This is a genomic window from Streptomyces sp. NPDC091287 (genome assembly GCF_044768525.1).
Taxonomy (GTDB): domain Bacteria; phylum Actinomycetota; class Actinomycetes; order Streptomycetales; family Streptomycetaceae; genus Streptomyces.
The window spans coordinates 339,835-361,613 of sequence record NZ_JBIVUV010000007.1; the positions used below are offsets into that span (position 1 = coordinate 339,835).

A 21,779-nucleotide genomic window follows, 5' to 3' on the forward strand; every position below is an offset into this window, starting at 1 on the left:
GCGTGTGGCTCTTCACGCGGGGCGGGCTCTCACCCCGCCCACAACCGGGCCTTCGTGGCACACGGGTGGCCCGGGTACCACGGGGGATCAGGTGCGGGTGCTCGCGTCGCAGGGCAGGCGGGGGGTTCGCCTCCGTGTCTGCTGCTCCGGTGTGGCGGCGGCGCCCTGTTCCCGGGCGGGGCCGCGGCGACCGTCTGCGCCGCTCACGGGCCTCGCGTCACCGATGACCCGTAACGAGGAGTCTCGGGGCGGGCGATGAGGTGGCGGTGAGACAGCGGTGAGACTGTTCTCATGGGTCCGGCGGGGTGCGGGGGTGCGTCCGCCGCCGGGCGAAGGCCGCCCGCCCCGGTGGTCAGGCCCGGAGCCGGTAGCCGACGCCCCGCACGGTCTGGACCCGGTCGGCGCCGATCTTGCGCCGCAGATAGCGGATGTAGACGTCGACGATGTTCGAACCGGGGTCGTAGTCGAACCCCCATACCTGGCTGAGAAGTTGCTCCCGGGACAGCACCTGGTCGGGGTTGCGCATGAGGATCTCGGCGAGGGCGAACTCACGGGCGGACAGGTCGGAGACGCGCTCGCCCACCTGGGCCCGACGGGTGCGGAGATCGAGGATCAGATCGCCCACCCGCAGCAGAAAGTTCTCCGCCGGCTCCTCTCGGCGCAGGCGCAGTCGTACGCGGGCCAGTAACTCGTCGAAGGCGAAGGGTTTGACCATGTAGTCGTCGGCGCCGCTCTCCAGTCCTGCCACGATGTCGCTCACGCTGTCGCGCGCGGTGAGGATGACGACGGGCAGGGAGATGCGCGCCTTCCGCAGCTTGCGCAGCACCGTCAGCCCGTCGTCGCCGGGCAGTCCGAGGTCGAGGATCAGCAGGTCGAAGTCCCGGCCGCGGGCGTGCTCGTAGGCGGAGACGCCGTCGGTGACGACGCGGGTGACGTACCCGCTACGGCGCAGGCCTTTTTCGACGAAGGCGGCGATTCTTGCCTCGTCCTCGGCTATCAAGATCCTGCTCACCATGGGTTCCTTCCGTCGTGGGCTGCAGTGCGGGAAGGTCGATGACGAATCTCGCGCCGCCCCCGGGCGCCTCCTCGACGTGGGCGACACCGTCGTGTGCCTGGGCTATCTCGCGGACCAGCGCGAGACCGAGTCCGATGCCGGGGGCGGCCCGGGCTGGAGCTGCGGTGCCCCCCTGATGGAAGCGCTGGAAGATCCGTTCGCGGTCCTCCGGGGCCACTCCGGGCCCGGTGTCCGCGACCCACAGCAGTACCCTGCCGCGCCAGAGGCGTGAGCCGATCTCGATGGCGTCCCCTTCCCCGGTGTGGCTGACCGCGTTGGCTGCGAGCTGCATCAGGGCCTGGGTGACCCGCTGCTCGTCCAGGTGCACGCTGACGTCGGCGACCTCGGCCACCGTCCAGTGCCTGGGCCCCAGCGCCTGGGCCTTGGCTGCCGTGTCGACCACCAGGTCGGTCAGACTGGTCTGGCCGAGGGTGAGGAAGTCGGGGCGCTCGGCCCGGGCCAGGAGCAGCAGGTCCTCCACGATCCGCCGCATCCGGTCGAGTTCGTCGAAGAGCAGGGAACGGGTCTGGCCGCGCCGGCTGTCGGGGTCCTCGTCCATCAGCTCCAGATGTCCGCGCAGGACCGTGATGGGGGTCCGCAGTTCGTGCGCCACCTCGTCCAGGAACTGGCGTTGCGCGGTGAAGGCGCCCGACAGCCGGTCGAGCATGTGGTTGAACGTCTCGGCCAGTTCCGCCACGTCGTCGTTGCCCCGCACCGGTAGCCGCTGGGTCAGGTCTGTCTCGCTGATCCGCTCGGCGGTCTGCCTGACCAGCCGGATCGGAGCCAGCACCCGGCCCGCGACCAGCCAGCTGGCCAGTCCGGCGACCACCAGGGCGAAGCTTCCCGATGCCAGCAGCAGCCGTGCCATGTGGCGTTCCTGCCGCAGTTCCCGGTCCCGGAAGGTGACCAGGACGAGCCGGGTGTCGATGTGGTCGCCCGCCATCTGTACCGGGACGACACCGTAGCGAACCGTGCCGGCCGGGGAGTCGAGCGACCGGATACGGGTGTCTGCCGTCCGCGCCATCAGGGCCACGACCTCCGGGTCCCGGTCCAGACGGACCGGAACGGGGCCGGGGCTGCGCCGGTCGGCCCGTCCGTTCACGACGCTGAAGAAGGCTGCGTTGTGCTCGGGCCGGTGGACCGCCATGAACGCCGTCAGCAGCGAGGCACCCGTGGTGAAGCGCTCACCGCTGTACGGGTCGCGCGAGGTGCGGGCGAACGCGCGTAGCTTGTCGGCCTCGGACAGGAGTTGCGCGTCGACCTGCCGGTCGAGCTCCGCCTGCCAGACGATCGTGATCCCGAAGGTGGGCACGGCCAGGGCCGCGCTGAGAAGCATGAGCATCCAGCCGACGATCCGGGACCGGGCGCTGGTCGAGCGCCTGAGCATCAGTCGTCCCACTCGTCGTCCGCATCCCCCCGATTGCCGTGTGACGCTTCCTCGTTCCCGTCGTCGGGCTCGTCCTCTTCGTCCTTCTCGTCGCCCACAGCGTCTGTGTCGCCCACGTCGCCCCCGTCGCCCCTGGGAACACGCGAGGCCTTCTCGTCGTCACCGGTGGTCCGTGACGCCCCCTCCACCCCGCCTCCTCCGGGGAGCTCAGGGGAGTCGGTGCTCTTGTCGTCGGACTGGGGCGGCGGCGGGGGCGATACGGGCCGGCCGCCCGGGCAGGTGCCGGACGGGGCGGGGGACGGTGTCGGCGACACGGCGGGACGGCCGGGGCCGGTCGGTGCGGTGACCGGAGGGGTCGGGCCGTCCAGGAAGGGCACGACGACCACGGGCCCCATGGAGGGCGGCACATTCTGCCCGGGCCATATCCATACGACCAGTAACACCAGTGCCCCTGCTCCACATCCTGCCAATACCGACCCCGCCCCACGCCACAGCATCGGGCCAGTCTGCCTTCGCGGGGCCCCGGGGACGGACATGAGGAAAACATTCTCATCTTCGGTGGCCGTTGCCCCGTCCGTCACCGCGTCGGCGTCCCCCGAGCCAAGCCGGGCGACCCGCTTCCATCAGGCGCTCTGCGGATGATGCGGCCGGGTTCGCGAGCCGCGAGCCGAGCCGGCGCCAACGCGACACCCACAGAGCGGAATCACGCCAAACCGGTCCTGAATGGGACTGCTTCCCCATGGCTCGACATTGCCATTCATTGACAGTTGCTCAACCACGCTTTTACATTCAGCGGGCAGGCCGAGGAGAAATCCATTCACCGGCGGCCCGGCTCAGGGAGTACCTTCCGCACTATCATCGGAGGACCTCATGGAACACCTGATCAAGAAGATGGCCCAGGACAACGTCTGGCAGAATTGGCTCGCCGCCAACTCGGCCCAGCAGGCCGCGAAGAACGGGTGCATCAGCGCCGCACCGAAGGCCGGCTGTATCTCCTGATCGAACGGGGACGCCCGGGATCAGCTCTGTGAGAGATTTCTCCCCCACCACAGCATGTTCCCGGGCGTCCCGACTCCGTCTCCCTCATAGCCCATATTTTCTTCAGCTATGCGAAACATGAGAAGGAATTAATGAAGGGCCAGCCGACCAGCGATGTCATCGAGCATATTCGCGACATACCGATCTATCAGGAGTCCCTGGCGAAGGGCCACTTCCCGCTGCTCGACAAGCCGGAGATCGCCCGCGGGTTCCCCGACAACTGGATGACGCCGCGGCTGGCGGCGGCGCTGGAGACCGGCGAGGCGGAGTTCGTCCTGTCCACGGGCACCAACCACGCCCGGATGCAGATCATCCGGCCTCCGTACTTCCTGCTCCGCTCCTACTACGAGTTGTGGCAAAGCCACCCCGACATCGGCGAGACGTGGGAGTCGGGCTGCCGCCGGGTCTCCCTCACCACGGTGCTCGCGACGGAACACGTGGCGCGGGTCAACGCCGCCCGACGCGGCGTGGAGCACAAGGGAGTACCGATCCTGGCCGACCGCTGGCTCGATGAGCGCACCTGCTACCTCAACCTGCGGCTGGATCCGGCGCAGTGGGTCCGCAAGGACGTACTGCGGATGCTCCGCGAGATCGACCTGGCACGGAGCACACACCCACAGGGCCGGTACCACCTCGACTGCTCCGGCTACCACTTGGCGCACCTGGTGCGAAAGGCGGAGGCCTGGGGCCTGCTGGACGCGTTCCCCGCGCCGGCCAGCGTCATCACCGCCTACGAGTACACCCCGGTGAACGTACGGCGGTTCCTGCACCAGCACTTCGCCTGCCCGGTCATCGACCTGTTCGGCAGTACGGAGTTGGGCTACCTCTACTACAGCGACCGGACGGGCCGGTACTGGCCCCACCTGGCCGGGATGAGCGTCGAGCTCCTACCGGTGGCCGCCGGAAGCGCGATCCACCAGCTCATCGTCACCAGTGTGCGCAATCCCTACATGCCGCTCGTCCGCTACCGGTCGGGCGATTGTGTGCGCACCCTGGACGGCTCGCCGGACCCCGCGGCGATCACCCAATTCTGCGGCCGTCAGAAGGAATTGCTGAGCACACCGAACGGCCCGGTCGCCCAGGGCGACCTCGACCGGCATATCGCGGATGCCTCCCCCCGGATCTTCCTGCATCAACTGCACCTCCAAGGCGACGCCGACGCCACCCTGTCGTACACGACGTTCACCGACGAACCCCTCAGGGCCACGGAGGCCGCCGCGTTGCGGCAGGGCGTCGTCGAACTGACCGGACGGAACTGCCGGATCGAACACCGCACCCATATTCCCATCGGGCGCTCCGGCAAGTACGCCTGGCTCGTCAGCGCCGGCACCTGACGCAGCGCCACCTCCCCCCTCAGAAAACGGAGTGCCATGACCAGCGGACAGACACTCTCCGCCGACGACCTGAAGCGTCTTCTCGGGGACGCGCTGCACACCGAGGTAACACGGTATTTCTGCGACAAGGCGCCGGACACACCCCAGGACTTCGTGGAACGTCAGGTCACCGAATGTCTGCGGTACCTCTACCTCGTCTCCCGGCACCGGGACCGGCTCGCCGGGCTTTTCCTGCCCGTCGAACAGGACATCGACGAGATATGGCACTACCTCATCCTGCAGACCCGTGAATATCGCGCGCTGTGCGAAGAACGGCTCCCCGGGCGGTTTTTCATCAACCACCGCAGCATCGCCTACGAGGACTACCAGGAAGAGCCGGGACGCGAACAGGCATTGGAGGAGGCATTGCGCTGGATCCCCCTCTACTGCCAGGAATTCGGTCCGTTCGACGAAGGCGCGCTGCCGCACTGGACCATGGTCCGGTTCCTCCACGAGCGGCTGGGCATTTCCCTCACGGACATCGCGGAGCTGAAACCGATGGCCGTTGCCTGAGTGAAAATCTCCTCGCCCGCATGACGATCGGGAGCTCTCCCTTGTCGACTCGCAGCAGACATCCGGTTGCCACGGGTGAGATTCCGGAACAGCGGCGCATTCTGGCCGTGCTGGTACTGGCCCAGATCATGAGTGGTGCCGGTCTCACCGCGGGGATAACCGTCGGGGCCCTGCTCGCCGAGGAGATGCTCGGCTCCACCGGCCTCGCGGGAGTACCGAGCGCGCTCTTCACCGCGGGGGCCGCACTCGGCGCGCTCGGCATCGGCCGGCTCTGCACCCGCTGGGGCCGGCGCCCCGGACTGGCGCTGGGCTACGCGACCGGGGCGCTCGGCAGCGTCGGTGTCGTGGTGGCCGCCGCCACCGGCAGCGTGGCGCTGCTCTTCCCGGCCCTCGTGGTGTACGGGATGGGTACGGCGACCGGCCTCATGGCGCGCTACGCCGGCGCGGACCTGGCCTCCCCCGCCCGCCGCGGCCGGGCCGTGAGCGCGGTGCTCTTCGCCACCACCCTGGGCGCGGTGACCGGGCCCATGCTGGTGACGCCGGCGGGTGAGGTCGCGCACGCCTGGGGCGTGCCGCGTCTCGCCGGGCCCTTCCTGCTGGCGGCCGCGGCGTTCGCCGCCACCGCGGTCGTCCTCGCCTGCCTGCTGCGGCCCGATCCGCTCCGGCTCGCCCAGGAGCTGGCCGTCCGGGCGGCGGGCGGCCCGGACGAGGGCGCGGACGCCGGCGAGGAGGGTGACGCGGGTACGGACGGGCCCCGCGCCGGGGCCGCGGCGCCCGCCGGGCGTCACGACATCGCCGTCGGCACCACCGTGATGGTCCTGGCCCAGGTCGTGATGATCGGGATCATGACGATGACGCCGGTGCACATGCTGGCGCACGGTCATAGCGCCCAGGCCGCGGGGCTCGTGATCTCCCTGCACGTCGGAGCGATGTTCCTGCCCTCCCCGCTCACCGGGCTGCTCGTCGATCGGATCGGCAGACGATGGGTGGCCCGCGCGTCCGGACCGCTGCTGCTGGCGGCAGGGGCACTGGCCGCCCTGTCACCCGCGGGCTCGACGCCCGCGCTCGGCGCCGCTCTCGTACTCCTCGGCCTGGGCTGGAACTTCGGGCTGATCAGCGGCACCGCGATCGTCACGGACGCCCTGCCCCCGGACCGGCGCGCCACGACCCAGGGGCTGGTGGACGTGGGGCTCGCGGCCGCCGGAGCGGCCGGAAGCCTGGCGTCCGGCCTGGTCGTCGCGTGGGACGACTACCCGGCACTGGCCCTGATGGGTGGGCTGGCAGCCCTGGTGGTGCTGCCGGTGGCCGGCCGGTCCCCTCGCCGCGCACCGCGCACGGCCGGTACCACCGGGCCGGGCGGGTGGGGGCAGTGCCAAAAGCCTTACGAGGGCTGAGGGAAGGCAGGGCCTTTCGGGCCGGCGGACGATCTCCGTGACGTCGAACCGTGCGCATCGCGCTTTGGCCAAACGCTATTCGCTTGCCTCCCGGATGCTTCGACGCCGTTCCCCTTCACGGTCGGGAGCGCGGGGCCGAAGCCCTCGCCCACCAGCGGAAAGGTCCCTCCTGTTAACGAAATCTTTAACGATGCTTTGGCGGGCCGGCCGCACAGAACCAGCGTAAAACGGATAACCCAAAGATTGGGGCTCCCCATACAGCACATCGTGGGCTTAACTTAGGTGGCATGACGTCCCCCCGCTCCACCTTCGGCGGCGGCTACTACGCCGCGTCGTTCCCCGACACTCCGATCTACGACTCCTTGGTCGCGGAGCGGGGAACCCCTCAGATCGCCCCCATCCGGGTTCCGGCCGCCTATGACACCGGCAACAGCTACCTGCCGGCCCTGCCGTCGGCGCTGCCCGCCCTGCCCGCGGCCCCGTCGCAGCAGACCGGTTACGGCTACCCGCAGCAGCAGCCGATGCCGCAGTACCAGCAGGCTCCGGCGCAGCACGCGCCGATGCAGCCCGCCCAGCTGCAGCACGCGCCCGCGCCGTACATCCCGCAGCAGCCCTCGGCGGTCCGCGGTTATCCGCAGCAGCCTCAGCAGCCTCGGCCCGCCCCCGCCACCGGGTACGAGTCGATGCGCCCGGCCTCGCCGCGGCCCGCGCCGGCGCAGTCGCCGTACGAGGACCCGTACAACCGTCCGTACCAGAGCCGGGGGTACTGAACCCGCGACTCCGTGCGACGAGGTGCGCCGGGGGACGCACCGGGTAGCAGCCGCATCCAAGGCATTTGGGTGTCAGTTGGTGCCCGAGAATCCACGCGTACGGGGTCAGAGGTTGCTGGCAGGATGGGCGCATGAGCTTTCCCGTGCTCCGTTCGGCCCACGTCTATCCGGTGAAGTCGCTTGCCGCCCGCGCCTGCGACCTGGTCGCCGTCGAGCCATGGGGACTCGACGGCGACCGCCGCTGGATGCTGGTCGACAAGGCGGCCAGGGCCGTCACACAGCGTCAGCAGCCGTCCATGGCACGGATCTCGGCCGCGCCGCTGCCGGGCGGCGGCGTGCTCCTGTCCGCGCCGGGCTTTCCGCCCCAGCGCGTCGAGGGGCCGGACCCCGGACGCATGATCACCGTGGAGCTGCACCGGGACACCGTGGTGGTGGAGGAGGCGCCGGGCGACGCCCATGACTGGCTGAGCGCGGTCCTCGGCACGGAGGTCCGGCGGATCGCCATCGGCGAGGTCGCCTTCACGGTGGCCAAGCCCTGCGGCCGCTGTGTGACCACGACGACCGACCAGCGCACCGCCGAGCGGGGCAGGGAACCGCTGCTCACGCTGGCCCGCCACCGGCGGTTCGGCAGGCAGTTGGTCTTCGGCCAGAATCTGGTTCCCGAGGGGACGGGAGTGATCAGGGTCGGGGACCCCGTCCGGATCCTCGACCTCCACGACGGATAGACGGACAGATCGACCCGATCGACAGAAGGGGCAGGGGGGACGGGCGTGTGGGTGCTGTGGGCACTGCTGCGCGGGCGGGGCAGTCCGCTGCGCCGTGCCACCGACCGCCGCGAGGCCTGGGTGGCGCTCGGGGCGCTGCTGCTCCTCGTGGTCGGCGCCCCGGCCGCGGGCTGGGCGGGCGGGACGGTGGCCGACGCCGCCCTCCAGCGGTCGGTGCGGGCCCAGCACGAGGAGCGTCACCCGGTCGACGCGGTCGTGGTGGGCCCGGCGGGGCGGGAACGGTTCACCGGTGATCCCGAGGGCGGCGTCGAACGGGCCGCGCGCACCTGGGTGGTGGCGTCCTGGGAGGCCCCGGACGGCAGTCCGCGCACCGGAAAGGTGGCCACCGAGTCACGGCCGGGCGGCCCGGGGTCCCCGGTGCGGATCTGGACGGACGCAGCGGGCCACCCGGTGCCGCCGCCGATGGACGGGCGCACCGCCCGGACCCACGCGGTGCTGGGCGGCATCGGCACGTTCCTGCTCGCCGCCGCGTGCGTCGAGGCGGGCCGCCGGCTGACCGTGCGACGCATGGTGCGGCGGCGGTACGCACGGCTGGACCGGGAGTGGGCCGCGGCCGGTCCGGACTGGGGCAGGGCCGGAAAGGGCGGCTGACCACGGCCTCCCCCGGCCGGGAGCGGACGGGGGGAGACATCGCTCCGCGGGGCGGACTCGTCAACTCCCGCCCCTCACGCGCGCTACGGTGGTCCGACCCCGTCCGCCTCCCCGGCGACGGACGGACCCGAGGCATCGCACAGCACGAGGTGGGGGCAGAGCAACGCCATGGCACAGGGCACGGTCCAGGTGACGCACACCGGCACATCGCGATGGCGCCGCCGCACGGGCGAGTACGCCTCCCTCTCCGCGGCCCTGGAGGCGGCAGCCGACGGCGACGTCCTCACCGTCGCGCCCGGGACCTATCGGGAGAACCTCGTCGTCCATCGCGCGGTGACGCTGCGCGGCCCCGAGGGTTCGGTCGGTTCCGTGCGGATCGCGCCGGTCGACGGCGTACCGCTGACCGTGCGCGCCTCCGCGGTCATCCAGGACCTCCATATCGAGGGCCAGGACTCGGCGGCCCCGGCGCTGCTGGTCGAGGACGGCACGGCGGAGCTGACGGACCTGCGGATCGTGACGCGGTCCGCCGCGGGCATCGAGGTGCGCGGCGCGGCCCGGCCCACCGTGCGACGCTGCACGGTCGACAATCCGGCCGGGGTCGGCATCGCCGTGCTGGACGGTGCGGGCGGCGTGTTCGAGGAGTGCGAGATCGTCTCCGCGGGCCAGTCCGGGGTCTCGGTCCGCGACGGGGGGCATCCGCGCCTGGACCGCTGCCGGATCCACCACGCGTCCGGGGCGGGGATCGGCGTCACCGGCGAGGGCAGCGGCCTGGAGGCGTTCGGCTGCGAGGTGTACGAGATCAAGGGCAGCGGCATCCAGGTCACCGCCCGTGCCTCGGCCCACCTGACCGACTGCACCGTGCACCGCACCTCCGCGGACGGCGTCACGCTGGACACGGACGCGGTGCTCACCCTCGCCGACTGCGACATCCACGACATCCCGGAGAACGCCGTCGACCTGCGGTCGCGTTCGGTGCTCACGCTGACCCGCTCCACCGTCCGCCGCTTCGGCCGCAACGGGCTCTCGGTCTGGGACCCGGGGACCCGGGTCGACGCCAACCAGTGCGAGATCCACGACAGTACGGGCGACTACCCGGCGGTCTGGGTCAGCGACGGCGCGACGGTGATACTGGACGCCTGCCGGGTGCACGACGTGCCCGACGCCCTCTTCGTCCTCGACCGGGGGTCGCGCGCCGATGTCGTGGACAGCGACCTCACCCAGATCCGCAACACCGCCGTCTCCGTGAGCGACGGGGCGACCGCCCAGCTGGACGACTGCCGGATCCGGGAGGCGTCCACGGGCGCCTGGTTCCGCGACCACGGCAGCGGCGGCACGCTGAACAACTGCACCATCGACGCGGCGCAGACCGGGGTCATCGTCACCAAGGGCGCGGACCCCACCATCGAGCGCTGCACGGTCACCTCGCCGGCCGAGGCCGGGTTCTACGTGTCGGCCGAGGGCCGGGGCACCTTCGACAGCTGCCGGGTGACGGGCAGCGAGGGCTACGGCTTCCACATCATGGACGGCTGCCGCACCACGCTCACCCGCTGCCGCACCGAGCGATGCGCCCGGGGCGGTTACGAATTCCCCGAGGGCGACAACGGCGCCGCGACCGGGCCGGTGGCCGAGAACTGCACGAGCGACGAGAGCGGTCTGCGTACGGCGTCGGCCCCGCCGCCCGCGGTGCTGACGGCCACCCAGGCGACCCCCGGTCTGCTGGGCGCACTGCCGGGGCAGCGCGCCGTCGAGCCCGCTCCGGAGCCGGTCGCCCCGGCCGAGCCGGCTCGGGACTCCTCGGCGGTCCTCGGTGAGCTGGACGCGCTGGTGGGCCTGGACAGCGTCAAGCGCGAGGTGCGGGCGCTGACCGACATGATCGAGGTGGGCCGCCGCCGCCAGGAGGCCGGGCTCAAGGCCGCGTCCGTCCGCCGGCACCTCGTCTTCACCGGCTCCCCCGGTACGGGCAAGACCACGGTCGCGCGGCTGTACGGGGAGATCCTGGCCTCGCTCGGGGTGCTGGAGCGCGGTCATCTGGTCGAGGTGTCCCGGGTGGACCTGGTCGGGGAGCACATCGGCTCGACGGCGATCCGGACCCAGGAGGCGTTCGACCGGGCGCGCGGCGGCGTGCTGTTCGTCGACGAGGCGTACGCCCTCTCCCCCGAGGACTCCGGCCGGGACTTCGGGCGTGAGGCCATCGACACGCTGGTGAAGCTGATGGAGGACCACCGGGACGCGGTGGTCGTGATCGTCGCGGGCTACACCCACGAGATGGAGCGGTTCCTCACCGTCAACCCCGGGGTGGCCTCGCGGTTCTCGCGGACCATCACCTTCCATGACTACCTCCCCGAGGAGCTGCTGCGGATCGTCGAGCAGCAGGCCGAGGAGCATGAGTACAGCCTGGCGGAGGGCACCGGGGAGGCGTTGCTGAAGTACTTCACGGAGCTGCCCAAGGGCCCCGCCTTCGGCAACGGCCGCACCGCCCGTCAGACCTTCGAGTCGATGGTGGAGCGGCACGCGGGCCGGGTCGCCCAGCTCGCCGAGACGAGCACGGACGACCTGACCCTGCTCTACCCGGAGGATCTCCCCGAGCTGCCCTTCTGAAGGCCCGCCTCCGCCTGCCGGGGGACGAGCGGGCCCAACTCCGCCAGGAGATCGGCCCGCGCCTCGGCGAAGACCGGGTCGGCCTGGTAGTCGGAGTGCCCGAGGATCGGTTCGGGCAGCGGGAGCTTCGTGGTCCGCCCGTAGGCCAGCGGGTCCTTCAAGGGGCCCCGGTCGACGCCCGGGTCGGGGTCGGCGCAGATGCGGACGGGGCCGCCGATCGGGTCGGTGTCCCGCCACAGATTGCGCCAGCAGTGCACCGAGCGGTGCAGCCCGAGCAGCGGCTCGGGGCCGAAGTAGGCCGGGAACCACCGCCCGTACAGCCGCTCCAGGGGTGAGCCGTAGGTGAGCAGCGCGACCCGGCGGCGGGTCGTGTCGGGCAGTTGCCAGACGGCGGACGCGGCGAGCACGCTGCCCTGTGAGTGGCCCGAGATGACGAGCCGGCCCCGGGGCGTGGTCGTCGTCCAGGCGGACATCCGGGAGGCGAGGTCGGGAACCGCGCGCTCGGCGTAGCACGGGGGTGCGAAGGGGTGGGCGGCGCGCGGCCAGAAGGTGCCCACGTCCCAGAGGATGCCGATGGTGCGGCGGGCCGAGGCGTCCTTGTAGGCGCGGCGGCCACCGGCGACGAACAGGACGAAGCCGAAGCCGATCAGCCAGGAGCCGGTCGACTGCGCGGCCTCGGCGAATGATTCGATGAGCGGCCAGCTCCCGTCGGCGGCCCGGCCCGGCACCTCGTCACTGCGCCAGGAGCCGACGATCGCGGCCGCCCCGAGCAGCAGGGTGGCCCCGGAGACCACGCCGACGATCCAGGGCGCCGAGTCGGTGAGGGCGGCGGTCGCGCGGATCCGCGCGATGCGGCGGGTACGGCCCTCGTCGGGGGGTTCGGGGGCGTACTCCGCCTCGATGAGCGGGCCCAGCAGGCGGGCGGTGCGCGTGGTGCGGACGATCAGCACCAGGACCGGGACGAGCAGGAGCAGCAGGAGCACCGGGATGACGGAGGCCTGCCAGCTCAGCAGGACGGGGGGCCCGGCGATGTCGGTGCCGTGGCCCATGCCCGGGCTCCCCGGGCCGTCGAGCCAGTCGGCGACGCGCTGGGCCACTCCGCCGGTCATCACTCCGCCGAGGGCGCAGGCGAGCATCGCGACCGCGGGGCCGCCGAGTCCGTGCAGGACGGTGCGCGGTTCGGGGGTGCGCCGGTGGAGACCCTGGGCGACCAGGGCGAGGGCGACGACGAGGACGCCTTGGCCGAGGGTGAGGAGCCGGAAGGCGGTCTCGCCGGGCAGACTGCCCGAGGACTGCCAGTCCGGGCGCGACCAGGAGGCGTACACGACGGCGAGGGCGAGCAGGGCGAGCGCGGAGCCGGGCAGATAGGTGATGAGGGCGGCGTCCAGCTTGGTGTCGCGGGTCCGTTCGCTGCGGCCCCGGCTGCAGACGACCCGGACGACGACGAGCGCGCACAGGACGATCCCGCCCTCGACGGCCGCGCCGAGGAACGGGGGCACCGGGCCGTCGGCGCTCCGGTCGTGTCGGGCGGCGGCGCCGGCGACGGCCGCGGCGACGGTCAGGAACCCGGCCGCCGTGTGGGCGGCGCGGAGCCGGGCGACGATGCGGCGGCCGTACCAGAAGCCGGGCCTGCCGAGCGCGGGGCGGATCGGGGCGGGCGGGCGCGGGGCCCCGTCGGTGTCCGGGTCGGGTGCGTCGGGACCGTGGGCCTCGTGCACCCCTTCGGGGTCGTGGGCGTCGACGTCGATGTCACCTTGGTCCAGGGGGCGTTGGGACTCGTACGCGCTCCAGGTCCGGTTGGACAGGTACCACAGGAGCCCCACCAGGGCCGATGGCACGACGGCGGCCAGGGCGAGGCGGCGGCCGGGCTGCGACCACCAGCCACCCTGCTGGGCCGACAGGAAGCCGAGCCAGGAACGGCGTTCGGAGCAGGCCTCGGCGCCCGCGCACTGCCAGGCCAGCAGGTCCAGGGCGACTTCGCAGGCGGCCGCCGTGAGCAGCACGGTGAGGCTGAGCGCGACGAGCCGCACCAGCACGCCGTACAGCCGGACCGCGCGGGTGCGGCCGGTGGCGGTGGGGCGCATCCAGTGGGCGAGGTTGACCACCATGAACGGCAGGAGCAGCAGCCACAGGGCGCGGGAGCCGTTGCCGGAGGTGAGGCCGGACCAGCAGTACGCCTCGGCGACGGGCTCGTCCCGGTAGCGCTCGGGGTGCTTCTCGCCGTGGGCGTCCTCGGTGCGCCGGTACACGGCCGCGGTCTCGTCCCCGGTGACCCGGACGGTACGGGGGTCGCCCAGCATCTCCTGCGGGGTGGCGCCGCCGACGCCGTGGACGAGCAGTTCCAGTGCGGCCCCGGTGTGCTGCGCGGACGGGGAGGAGGGCGGGGACGGGGGCGGGGGCAGGGCGGCAGGAGCCAAGGGGGAACTCTCTCTCGGGCGCGTCGGCCTCGCGGCCGACGGAGACGTGCTCAGGAGCGGATGGTGCGGGGCCGGGACGCCGTGCGCTCCGGGCGTGGTGTCCCGCCGGTCGCGAAGTCCCAAGGATTCCGGGCGCGGGGCGGGTGCGTGAAGCGGTCTCACGGAATCTCCCCAGGTGATACGCCGGACATGCCTGCGTGGCAGGATGAGCGTGTCGCGCAGACCGCTGCGGACCGTACGGCAGAGGGAAGGACCGGACCCGGCGTTGAGCGAGAATCAGAACCTGCTCGCGGAGCAGCGACGTGCGCTGATCCTCGACGAGGTGCGCAGGCGTGGTGGGGTCCGGGTCAACGAGCTGACCCGCAAGCTGAACGTCTCCGACATGACGATCCGCCGGGACCTGGACGCGCTGGACCGCCAGGGCGTGATCGAGAAGGTCCACGGCGGCGCGGTCCCGGTCGTCGAGGCGAGTACGCACGAGCCCGGGTTCGAGGCGAAGTCGGCGCTGGAGCTGAGCGCCAAGGAGGACATCGCGCGGGCGGCGGCGGCGCTGGCGGTGCCCGGCAGCGCGATCGCGCTCTCGGGCGGGACGACGACCTTCGCGCTGGCCCGGCATCTGCTGGACGTGCCGGATCTGACGGTGGTGACCAACTCGGTGCGGGTGGCCGACGTGTTCCACGACGCGCAGCGTCCGGCCGGGGGGCGCGGCGCGCGGCCCGGGGCGGCGACGGTGGTGCTGACGGGCGGGGTGCGCACTCCCTCGGACTCGTTGGTCGGGCCGGTCGCTGACCGGGCCATCGGCTCCCTCCACTTCGATGTGCTGTTCCTCGGCGTGCACGGGATCTCGGCCGAGGCCGGGCTCTCGACGCCCAACCTCGCGGAGGCGGAGACCAACCGCCGTTTCGTCCGGGCGGCGCGCCGGATCGTGGTCGTGGCCGATCACACCAAGTGGGGCACGGTGGGCCTGAGTTCCTTCGCGGCGCTGGAGGAGGTCGACACGTTCGTCACGGACGCCGGTCTGGCTCCACGGACGCGCGCGGAGATCGAAGAACATCTGCCGGGTCTGCTGGTGGCGGGCGACCCTCCCGCCGGGGCCGCCGACGCTTCGCCCGCCACCGAGGGCTGAGGCGGGGCGCCCCGGATTCCGTTCGGCTCGGCGCGGGTCCGCCGGACACCCCATAGGATCGTGGTGTGGCCGTCTTCCGGATCGAGCGCTTCTCCCCTCTCCCCGCAGCCGAGGCCTGGCGCCGGGTGACCGACTGGGAACGGCACGGCGCGCAGGTGCCGTTGACCGCGATCTCGGTCCCGACCGGACTGCCCACGCAGCTCGGGACGGTCTTCGTGGCGCGTACGGGGCTGGGCCCACTGGCGTTCGACGATCCGATGGAAGTGGTGCGGTGGACGCCGCCCGCCGGGGGCCGGGCCGGGGTCTGCCGACTGGAGAAGCGGGGGGCCGTGGTGCTGGGCCGGGCCTCGATCGACGTGCTTCCCACGGATTCCGGTTCCCATGTGGTCTGGGTCGAGGAACTGCGGGTGCGGCTGGTGCCCCGGTGGGGTGATCCGCTGCTCGCCTCCACCGGACGGCGGATGTTCGGCAAGGTCCTGGACGCCCTGCTCGCCTCCCCCGGCGACCGGTAGGACCGCCTGGCCGGAGCAGGCGGACCTCGGCTTCTCCGCGAAGATCGCCAACGACCGGGTGGCCGATTCGGTACGGGTGATGTGACCGTCACACGATTGACTCGTTTGTCGGTATGACATCCCCGCCACGGCCCCGGAAGGCACCCATTTCATGCCGATCCATCAACCGCAGCAGCGGACCGACGCACACCCCGACCGCACGGGCGTGCAGCAGGCCGAGGCCGCCCTCGTGGAGCACTATCCCCGCCTGGTGCGGCTGGCCTACGTCGTCCTGCCGCCGGCGCTCGGGCGGCACCGCCGGGTCCTGGCGGCGCACGCCGTCGTCCAGCGGGCCCTGCCCGCCGCCGGGAGCCGCGTGCGGAACCCGCGCGTACCCGCCCAGTCCCGCCGGTCGGACGCTCCGGAGGACACGGAGCCCGCGCCGGAGGACGTCGGGCCGGAACAGGGCCCCTCGGGCGCCGCGTACGGGTGGATGCGGCTGCGGGTGCTGCGAGCGGCGCTGGCCCACGAGCGGCGGCCCCCCTGGTGGCCCGGAAGGCTCCCGGCTCCGGCCGCGCTGCGTCCGGCCGTGCCGGTGGTCTGGGGGCTGCGGCTCTTCCCCCGGGCGGGCGGTGTCGATGAACTGGCCCTGGACCGGGCCCTGTCCAAGGTGCCCGGGGCGGTCCGGGCGGCGTTCGCCCTGCAGCTGCTGGAGGGGCTCGACGAGTCCGGCGCGCGGGAGCTGCTGGCCGGAGCGGCGGTGGCGGATCCGGCGGACGCGGTGCGCCGGGCGGCCCGGCTGGGGAGGCCGGACCGGGCCCTTGCGCAGGCGATGCTCAGGTCCGGCGAGTTCGACCCGTGCACGGTCCAGACCCGCCCGAGCGACCTGCTGCGGCGCAGGCACCGGGTGCGGGCGGTGGCGGTGGCCGCGGCGCTGTGCGCGGTGGCGGGAGGCCTGACGTTCGCCGTCGACGCGGGGACGCGGCCCACGGGCGACGACCGGAACCCGGCCGGCGCCGCGGCCCCGGCGCTCGATCCGGCAGGGCTGCTGCGGACGTCGTCGGAGCGGTGGGCGGACACCTCGCGCGTCGACTTCACCGCCTGGCCCGCCCGGGGCGGGCGCACGGGCGACGGCGAGCTGCTGGGCCGGGCGCTGCGGACCTGGTCCCGTCCGCCGGGCACGGTCCGGGTGTCCACCACGCCGGGCACGGTCGCGCTCCCGCCCGCGCAGCCGCCCCGGCTGCTGTTCGCGGGTGAGGTGGACGGGGCGGCCGTGGTGCTGTTCCACGACGGCGGGGTCCGGGTGGTGAGGTACGCGGAGCCGTTGTCCGGGTCCGGCGGAGCGGCGCTCGACTTCGCGCGGACCGACGACGCGGACGTGACGACGGGCGCGGCCGTCGTCGTCAGCCGTACGGGCGACAGCGCGCGGTTCCTGCTCGCCCCCTGGATCGCCGGGTCCACCACCCGGGACCTGCTCGCGCCGAACACCCCCGGGCAGCCGCTGGAGGTCGGGCGGGACGGGGTCACCGCCCCGGTGCCCCGGCCCGCCGCGGGCGGCGCGTGCGACTCCTGGCCGGTGCTCCAACTGCGTTCATCCGGACGGATCGTGGAGAAGCACGCCTTCCTGGTGACGGATCTGGGCGACCTGGCTCCGGCGCATCTGACGTACACCCCGAAGCCCGGCCGGGGCGCCCCGGCCCGGCAGCCGCGCGAGGCGACGGGCGCCGATGCGCTGCTCGCCTGGGCGCGTACGGCGTGTTCCCTGCGGACCCTGTCGGGTTCCGGTGTGCGGGCGGTCAACAACTGGGCCTTCGCCGAGCAGAAGCTGCCCGAGGGCGGGGCTTCGGCCGGCTGGCTGTGCACCCGGGCCGACACCTGGCGGGGCCCCGGCCGGGTGCTGGTGCAGTTCCTCGGCCCCGCGGCCTCGCCCACGGACCCGGCCGCGGTGGTCGCCGACCGCGACGACACGGCCCTGTGCAGCAGGTTCGGGCAGCACGTCCTGGCGGGCACCCACTGGAAGGCGGCCTCCGGCCGGTGGTACGTCCTGGCGGCGGGAAGCCGGGCGGTGACCCGGATCGAGGCGACCGGGGCGGTGCGGGGAGCGGCGGGCGGGCCGACGTTCGCGGTGCGGGCGCCCCGTGACGCCGATGTCGAGCTGACGGCGTCGCTGCGCGGGGGCGAAACGCTGGCGGCGGTGCGCTGAGCGGGTGCGAGGGCCGGGGGCCGTCGCCGTACCGATGGCGTCGATGCCGCCGTACGGAGCCCCCCGACCGGTCGTACCGGCCGTCCGGTGCCAGACTCGGACAGGTGACGGATCTTGACGACGCCTCTGACGGCGGCTCCGGCGACCTGAATCCCTCCGATGGCCCGGACGGCCCCGGCGGCCCCGAGAGCGCGCGTCCGCGCGCTCTGGTGACCGGGGCGACCGGTTACATCGGCGGCCGGCTGGTGCCCGCCCTGCTCGATGCGGGGCACCGGGTGCGCGCCCTCGCCAGAACGCCGCAGAAGCTGCGCGACTACTCCTGGGCGGACCGGGTCGAGGTGGTGCGCGGCGATGTGACCGACGCCGCGTCCCTGGCGGAGGCGATGCGGGGCGTCGATGTGGCGTACTACCTGGTGCACGCGCTCGGTTCCGGTTCGGACTTCGAGGAGACCGACCGCAGGGCGGCCCGGACCTTCGGCGAACAGGCGCGGGCGGCCGGGGTGCGCCGGATCGTGTACCTGGGTGGGCTCACGCCGGCCGGGGTGCCGGAGAAGAACCTGTCGCCGCATCTGCGCTCGCGGGCCGAGGTGGGGCACATCCTGCTGGACTCCGGGGTGCCGACGGCGGTGCTGCGCGCGGCGATCGTGATCGGCTCGGGGTCCGCCTCGTTCGAGATGCTGCGGTATCTCACCGAGCGGTTGCCGCTGATGATCACCCCGAGCTGGGTGCGGACCCGGATCCAGCCGGTGGCCGTACGGGATGTCGTCAGGTATCTGGTGGGGAGCGCGAAGCTGCCCGAGGAGGTGAACCGGGCCTTCGACATCGGGGGCCCGGACGTCATGACGTACCGGGACATGATGCAGCGCTACGCCCGGGTGGCGGGGCTGCGGCGACGGCTGATCCTGCCGGTGCCGGTGCTCACCCCGACGCTCTCCAGCCGCTGGGTCGGTCTGGTCACCCCGGTGCCCAGCTCCATCGCCCGGCCGCTCACGGAATCGCTGCGTCACGAGGTGGTGTGCCGGGAGCACGACATCAAGGAGTACGTCCCCGATCCGCCGGACGGGCCCATCGGCTTCGACCGGGCGTTGCGCCTGGCCCTGAAGCGGATCCAGGAGGCGCGGGTCGACACCCGCTGGTCCAACGCCTCGGTGCCCGGCGCGCCGAGCGACCCGCTGCCCACCGACCCCGACTGGGCGGGCGGCAGCCTCTACCGCGACGAGCGGGAGATGGCCGTGCCGGTCGGGCCCGAGGCACTGTGGCGGGTGATCGAGGGCATCGGCGGGGAGAACGGCTGGTACTCCTTCCCCCTGGCCTGGGCGGTACGCGGCTGGCTCGACCGGCTCGTCGGCGGGGTGGGGCTGCGGCGCGGCCGCCGGGACGCCCAGCGGCTGCGGGTGGGCGACTCGCTGGACTTCTGGCGGGTGGAGGAGATCCTGCCGGGCGAACTGCTGCGACTGCGGGCCGAGATGCGGGTGCCGGGCCTGGCCTGGCTGGAGCTGTCGGTGCGCCGCGACGACCGGGGCCGGACGGTGTACGGGCAGCGCGCCCTGTTCCATCCGCGCGGGCTGTTCGGCCACGCGTACTGGTGGAGCGTGTGGCCCTTCCATTCGGTGGTGTTCGGCGGGATGGCTCGCAACATCGCCGAGGCGGCCGCGGCCGAGGAGGAACGGCGTGCGTCGATGGCCGACAGTGGTACAGACAGCTGACGGTCCTGCCGCTAGGGTGTGCCCGGCCCAACACGCCGCAGACCGCCGGGAGGTGCACGCGATGGCACGCCTACTCCGTACGGTGGGGCGGGAGTTCGTCGATTCCGCGCCGATTCGTCTGGTGTTCGCCGCCGAGGTGTCCGCGCCGGTGGGCGTGGTGTACCGCGCGCTCGCCGAGGATGTCGCGTCCTGGCCGTCCTGGTTCACCGCCGTCACCCTGGCAACGCCCACCCGTGAGGGGGCGGGCCGCGAGGTGCGGCTGCGGGGCGGGGTCCGGTTCCGCGAGACGATCGTGGCCGCCGAACCGGACACGTGCTACGCCTACCGGGCCGACGAGTCCAACGCACCGGGGCTCCGGGCCCTGTTGGAGGAGTGGCGGCTCACTCCGGAGGGGTCCGGCACCCGGGTGCAGTGGACCTTCGCCGCCGACGGAACGGGGCTGTTCCGTCTGGTGCTGAGCCTCGGGCGGGCGGGGGTGGGCCGGTCCTTCCGGGACGCCGTGCGCCGCCTGGACGCGCGGCTGGCGACGACGGCGCCCTGAGCTGCGCGGCCGGGGCCGGCCTCAGCAGGGCCAGGTTCCGGTGGTGAGGAAGTCATCGATGGCGGCGGTGTACGGGGCGATGTCCAGGCCCTGTTCCTCCAGCCACGAGTCGGAGTAGTACTTGTCCAGGTAGCGGTCACCCGGGTCGCACAGCAGCGTGACGACGCTCCCGCGCTCACCCTGCCCCACCATCTCGGCGATCAGTTTGAACGCGCTCCACAGTCCGGTGCCCGTCGACCCGCCCGCCTTCCGGCCGATGGCGCGCTCCAGGGCGCGGACGGCGGCGACGCTGGCGGCGTCGGGCACCTTCATCATGCGGTCGATGGCGCCGGGCACGAAGCTGGGCTCCATACGCGGGCGGCCGATGCCCTCGATGCGCGAGCCGCAGTCGCTGGTGGCGAGCGGGTCGTGGTTGGTCCAGCCGTCGAAGAAACAGGAGTTCTCCGGGTCGGGCACACAGATGCGGGTGTCGTGCTGGAGGTAGTGGACGTAGCGGGCGATGGTCGCCGAGGTGCCACCGGTCCCGGCGGTGGCGACGATCCAGGCGGGCTCCGGGTAGCGCTCCAGGCGCAGCTGCTGGTAGATCGACTCCGCGATGTTGTTGTTGCCGCGCCAGTCGGTGGCGCGCTCCGCGTAGGTGAACTGGTCCATGTAGTGCCCGCCGGTCTCGGCGGCGAGGGCCGCGGACTGTTCGTACATGGTGCGCGAGTCGTCCACGAAGTGGCACCGCCCGCCGTGGAATTCGATGAGCCGGGTCTTCTCCGGGCTGGTGGTGCGCGGCATCACGGCGATGAAGGGGACGCCGATCAGTTTGGCGAAGTACGCCTCCGACACGGCCGTCGAGCCGCTGGACGCCTCGATGACCGGCTTGTCGGGCCGGATCCAGCCGTTGCAGAGCCCGTACAGGAAGAGCGAGCGGGCGAGGCGGTGCTTGAGGCTGCCGGTGGGGTGCGTCGACTCGTCCTTGAGGTAGAGGTCGATGCCCCACGCCTCGGGCAGCGGGAAGCGCAGCAGGTGGGTGTCGGCGGAACGGTTCGCGTCGGCCTGGACCTTGCGGACGGCCTCCTTCAGCCAGGCCCGGTACTCCGGGTCGCTGCGGTCGACGTCCACGGTCGCCCTGGCCCCGTGCCCGGCTGCGTGCTCACTGGTGTCCATGGGCCTGCTCCTGTTGGTCGTCGATCCGATGCTCGCGCCCCCACGATATGCACCTCACCTGCGCAAACGGTCACTTTGATGGTCCATAGCGCTGCCTTTGACCACCGCCTGCGGGGGCGGCGGCGACGGGCGGTGCGGGTGGGGGCCCGTCGTGTTTCCGGGCCCTCTGGCGGTCCGGCCCGCGCCGGGGCACACTGCACAGCAGGGAGTGGTGTCGAAGGGGGGCGAATCCGCCATGACGGACGTCGAGTTCAGTGCTTCGGGGGTCAGGATCGAGCGGTTCACCAGGTCCCTGACCAGGGCTGGTCAGGTGGTGGTGAAGGACGGGCGGCTGTCGCTGCTCACGAGCAACGGGCGGGAGATCGACAGCGCCCCGGTGGGCTCGGTCAGCGCCCGCAAATGGTGGTTCATCGCGGCGGATTCCGTCATCGCCCGGGTGAACGGGGTGCGCTACCGGTTGACGATGGGGCAGCGCAGCCGCAGACGCGACGGGGCGGCTCCACTGCGGCGCTTCCTGGAGGCTCTGCGCCACGCGCGCGGCCGCCGGGACTGACCGGGCCGGCACGGGCCCGGCGGGCCGGTTCGCCGGCCGCCGGGCTCCGCCGCGAGTTGCGGAGCCGTATCCCCTGGGCCACGC

19 protein-coding genes are annotated in these 21,779 nt (G+C 72.7%); 14 read left to right on the top strand and 5 right to left on the bottom strand.

Annotated elements, in window-relative coordinates:
• Window positions 1-352: 352 nt before the first annotated feature.
• From ACIQRW_RS14600 to ACIQRW_RS14610, 3 genes are read right to left on the bottom strand one after another with little or no spacing between them, the layout of a single operon-like run.
• The gene (locus tag ACIQRW_RS14600; RefSeq protein ID WP_403759452.1) at window positions 353-1,012 is read right to left on the bottom strand and encodes a response regulator transcription factor; all 660 of its coding nucleotides are present in this window, start codon (window positions 1,010-1,012) and stop codon (window positions 353-355) included.
• On the bottom strand, window positions 942-2,441 hold the full coding sequence (locus ACIQRW_RS14605; protein WP_403759197.1) for a sensor histidine kinase: 1,500 nt from the start codon (window positions 2,439-2,441) through the stop codon (window positions 942-944). The genes ACIQRW_RS14600 and ACIQRW_RS14605 overlap by 71 nt, the downstream gene beginning before the upstream one ends.
• Complete coding sequence (locus ACIQRW_RS14610) at window positions 2,441-2,836, bottom strand: hypothetical protein (RefSeq protein ID WP_403759200.1); 396 nt, start codon at window positions 2,834-2,836, stop codon at window positions 2,441-2,443. The genes ACIQRW_RS14605 and ACIQRW_RS14610 overlap by 1 nt, the downstream gene beginning before the upstream one ends.
• 475 nt (window positions 2,837-3,311) lie before the next feature.
• On the opposite strand from ACIQRW_RS14610, the gene ACIQRW_RS14615 reads away from it, so the two are divergent.
• The 8 genes from ACIQRW_RS14615 (at window position 3,312) to ACIQRW_RS14650 (ending at window position 11,503) form a co-directional block, all read left to right on the top strand.
• Complete coding sequence (locus ACIQRW_RS14615; protein WP_403759203.1) at window positions 3,312-3,440, top strand: hypothetical protein; 129 nt, start codon at window positions 3,312-3,314, stop codon at window positions 3,438-3,440.
• 131 nt (window positions 3,441-3,571) lie between these two features.
• Entirely contained in the window at window positions 3,572-4,813 is a 1,242-nt protein-coding gene (locus ACIQRW_RS14620; protein WP_403759206.1) for a hypothetical protein, read from the top strand.
• Between the two features lie 36 nt (window positions 4,814-4,849).
• Window positions 4,850-5,365: a hypothetical protein gene (locus tag ACIQRW_RS14625; RefSeq protein ID WP_403759209.1), complete on the top strand. Its 516-nt coding sequence runs from the start codon at window positions 4,850-4,852 to the stop codon at window positions 5,363-5,365.
• 107 nt (window positions 5,366-5,472) lie between these two features.
• Window positions 5,473-6,759 (top strand): MFS transporter, encoded by a 1,287-nt coding sequence (locus ACIQRW_RS14630; protein ID WP_403759455.1) that lies wholly within the window; start codon window positions 5,473-5,475, stop codon window positions 6,757-6,759.
• Between the two features lie 287 nt (window positions 6,760-7,046).
• Entirely contained in the window at window positions 7,047-7,529 is a 483-nt protein-coding gene (locus tag ACIQRW_RS14635) for a DUF6643 family protein (protein WP_403759212.1), read from the top strand.
• 131 nt (window positions 7,530-7,660) lie between these two features.
• Entirely contained in the window at window positions 7,661-8,254 is a 594-nt protein-coding gene (locus ACIQRW_RS14640) for an MOSC domain-containing protein (RefSeq protein WP_403759215.1), read from the top strand.
• Window positions 8,255-8,299: 45 nt separating this feature from the next.
• Complete coding sequence (locus ACIQRW_RS14645) at window positions 8,300-8,905, top strand: hypothetical protein (protein ID WP_403759218.1); 606 nt, start codon at window positions 8,300-8,302, stop codon at window positions 8,903-8,905.
• A 168-nt stretch (window positions 8,906-9,073) separates the two neighbouring features.
• The gene (locus ACIQRW_RS14650; protein WP_403759221.1) at window positions 9,074-11,503 is read left to right on the top strand and encodes a right-handed parallel beta-helix repeat-containing protein; all 2,430 of its coding nucleotides are present in this window, start codon (window positions 9,074-9,076) and stop codon (window positions 11,501-11,503) included.
• On the opposite strand, the gene ACIQRW_RS14655 is transcribed toward ACIQRW_RS14650, so the two are convergent.
• The gene (locus ACIQRW_RS14655) at window positions 11,470-13,920 is read right to left on the bottom strand and encodes a hypothetical protein (protein ID WP_403759224.1); all 2,451 of its coding nucleotides are present in this window, start codon (window positions 13,918-13,920) and stop codon (window positions 11,470-11,472) included. The genes ACIQRW_RS14650 and ACIQRW_RS14655 overlap by 34 nt on opposite strands.
• 265 nt (window positions 13,921-14,185) lie before the next feature.
• Between ACIQRW_RS14655 and ACIQRW_RS14660 the strand changes: the two genes are divergently transcribed.
• The 5 genes from ACIQRW_RS14660 (at window position 14,186) to ACIQRW_RS14680 (ending at window position 19,987) form a co-directional block, all read left to right on the top strand.
• Complete coding sequence (locus ACIQRW_RS14660; RefSeq protein WP_403759227.1) at window positions 14,186-15,046, top strand: DeoR/GlpR family DNA-binding transcription regulator; 861 nt, start codon at window positions 14,186-14,188, stop codon at window positions 15,044-15,046.
• 65 nt (window positions 15,047-15,111) lie between these two features.
• Window positions 15,112-15,558, top strand: coding sequence for an SRPBCC family protein (locus ACIQRW_RS14665; RefSeq protein WP_403759230.1), 447 nt, complete (start codon window positions 15,112-15,114; stop codon window positions 15,556-15,558).
• Between the two features lie 151 nt (window positions 15,559-15,709).
• A complete protein-coding gene (locus ACIQRW_RS14670; protein ID WP_403759233.1) occupies window positions 15,710-17,740 on the top strand; it encodes a hypothetical protein in 2,031 nt (676 codons plus the stop codon).
• Between the two features lie 104 nt (window positions 17,741-17,844).
• Window positions 17,845-19,446, top strand: coding sequence for an SDR family oxidoreductase (locus ACIQRW_RS14675; RefSeq protein WP_403759236.1), 1,602 nt, complete (start codon window positions 17,845-17,847; stop codon window positions 19,444-19,446).
• A 61-nt stretch (window positions 19,447-19,507) separates the two neighbouring features.
• A complete protein-coding gene (locus ACIQRW_RS14680) occupies window positions 19,508-19,987 on the top strand; it encodes an SRPBCC family protein (RefSeq protein ID WP_403759239.1) in 480 nt (159 codons plus the stop codon).
• Between the two features lie 21 nt (window positions 19,988-20,008).
• Here ACIQRW_RS14680 and ACIQRW_RS14685 read toward each other — a convergent pair whose 3' ends face one another.
• Window positions 20,009-21,142 (bottom strand): PLP-dependent cysteine synthase family protein, encoded by a 1,134-nt coding sequence (locus tag ACIQRW_RS14685; RefSeq protein WP_403759242.1) that lies wholly within the window; start codon window positions 21,140-21,142, stop codon window positions 20,009-20,011.
• Window positions 21,143-21,377: 235 nt separating this feature from the next.
• Here ACIQRW_RS14685 and ACIQRW_RS14690 point away from each other — a divergent pair, with 235 nt between their 5' ends.
• Window positions 21,378-21,695, top strand: a complete 318-nt coding sequence (locus tag ACIQRW_RS14690) for a hypothetical protein (RefSeq protein WP_026290322.1) — start codon at window positions 21,378-21,380, stop codon at window positions 21,693-21,695.
• Window positions 21,696-21,779 lie beyond the last annotated feature (84 nt).

What these genes read in the sequence shown, in the direction of transcription:
- ACIQRW_RS14605 (WP_403759197.1), bottom strand. Translation starts at nt 2,441, where the DNA reads ATGCTCAGGCGCTCGACCAGCGCCCGGTCCCGGATCGTCGGCTGGATG.
- ACIQRW_RS14610 (WP_403759200.1), bottom strand. Translation starts at nt 2,836, where the DNA reads ATGGGGCCCGTGGTCGTCGTGCCCTTCCTGGACGGCCCGACCCCTCCG.
- ACIQRW_RS14615 (WP_403759203.1), top strand. Translation starts at nt 3,312, where the DNA reads ATGGAACACCTGATCAAGAAGATGGCCCAGGACAACGTCTGGCAGAAT.
- ACIQRW_RS14620 (WP_403759206.1), top strand. Translation starts at nt 3,572, where the DNA reads ATGAAGGGCCAGCCGACCAGCGATGTCATCGAGCATATTCGCGACATA.
- ACIQRW_RS14625 (WP_403759209.1), top strand. Translation starts at nt 4,850, where the DNA reads ATGACCAGCGGACAGACACTCTCCGCCGACGACCTGAAGCGTCTTCTC.
- ACIQRW_RS14635 (WP_403759212.1), top strand. Translation starts at nt 7,047, where the DNA reads ATGACGTCCCCCCGCTCCACCTTCGGCGGCGGCTACTACGCCGCGTCG.
- ACIQRW_RS14640 (WP_403759215.1), top strand. Translation starts at nt 7,661, where the DNA reads ATGAGCTTTCCCGTGCTCCGTTCGGCCCACGTCTATCCGGTGAAGTCG.
- ACIQRW_RS14650 (WP_403759221.1), top strand. Translation starts at nt 9,074, where the DNA reads ATGGCACAGGGCACGGTCCAGGTGACGCACACCGGCACATCGCGATGG.
- ACIQRW_RS14670 (WP_403759233.1), top strand. Translation starts at nt 15,710, where the DNA reads ATGCCGATCCATCAACCGCAGCAGCGGACCGACGCACACCCCGACCGC.
- ACIQRW_RS14680 (WP_403759239.1), top strand. Translation starts at nt 19,508, where the DNA reads ATGGCACGCCTACTCCGTACGGTGGGGCGGGAGTTCGTCGATTCCGCG.
- ACIQRW_RS14685 (WP_403759242.1), bottom strand. Translation starts at nt 21,142, where the DNA reads ATGGACACCAGTGAGCACGCAGCCGGGCACGGGGCCAGGGCGACCGTG.
- ACIQRW_RS14690 (WP_026290322.1), top strand. Translation starts at nt 21,378, where the DNA reads ATGACGGACGTCGAGTTCAGTGCTTCGGGGGTCAGGATCGAGCGGTTC.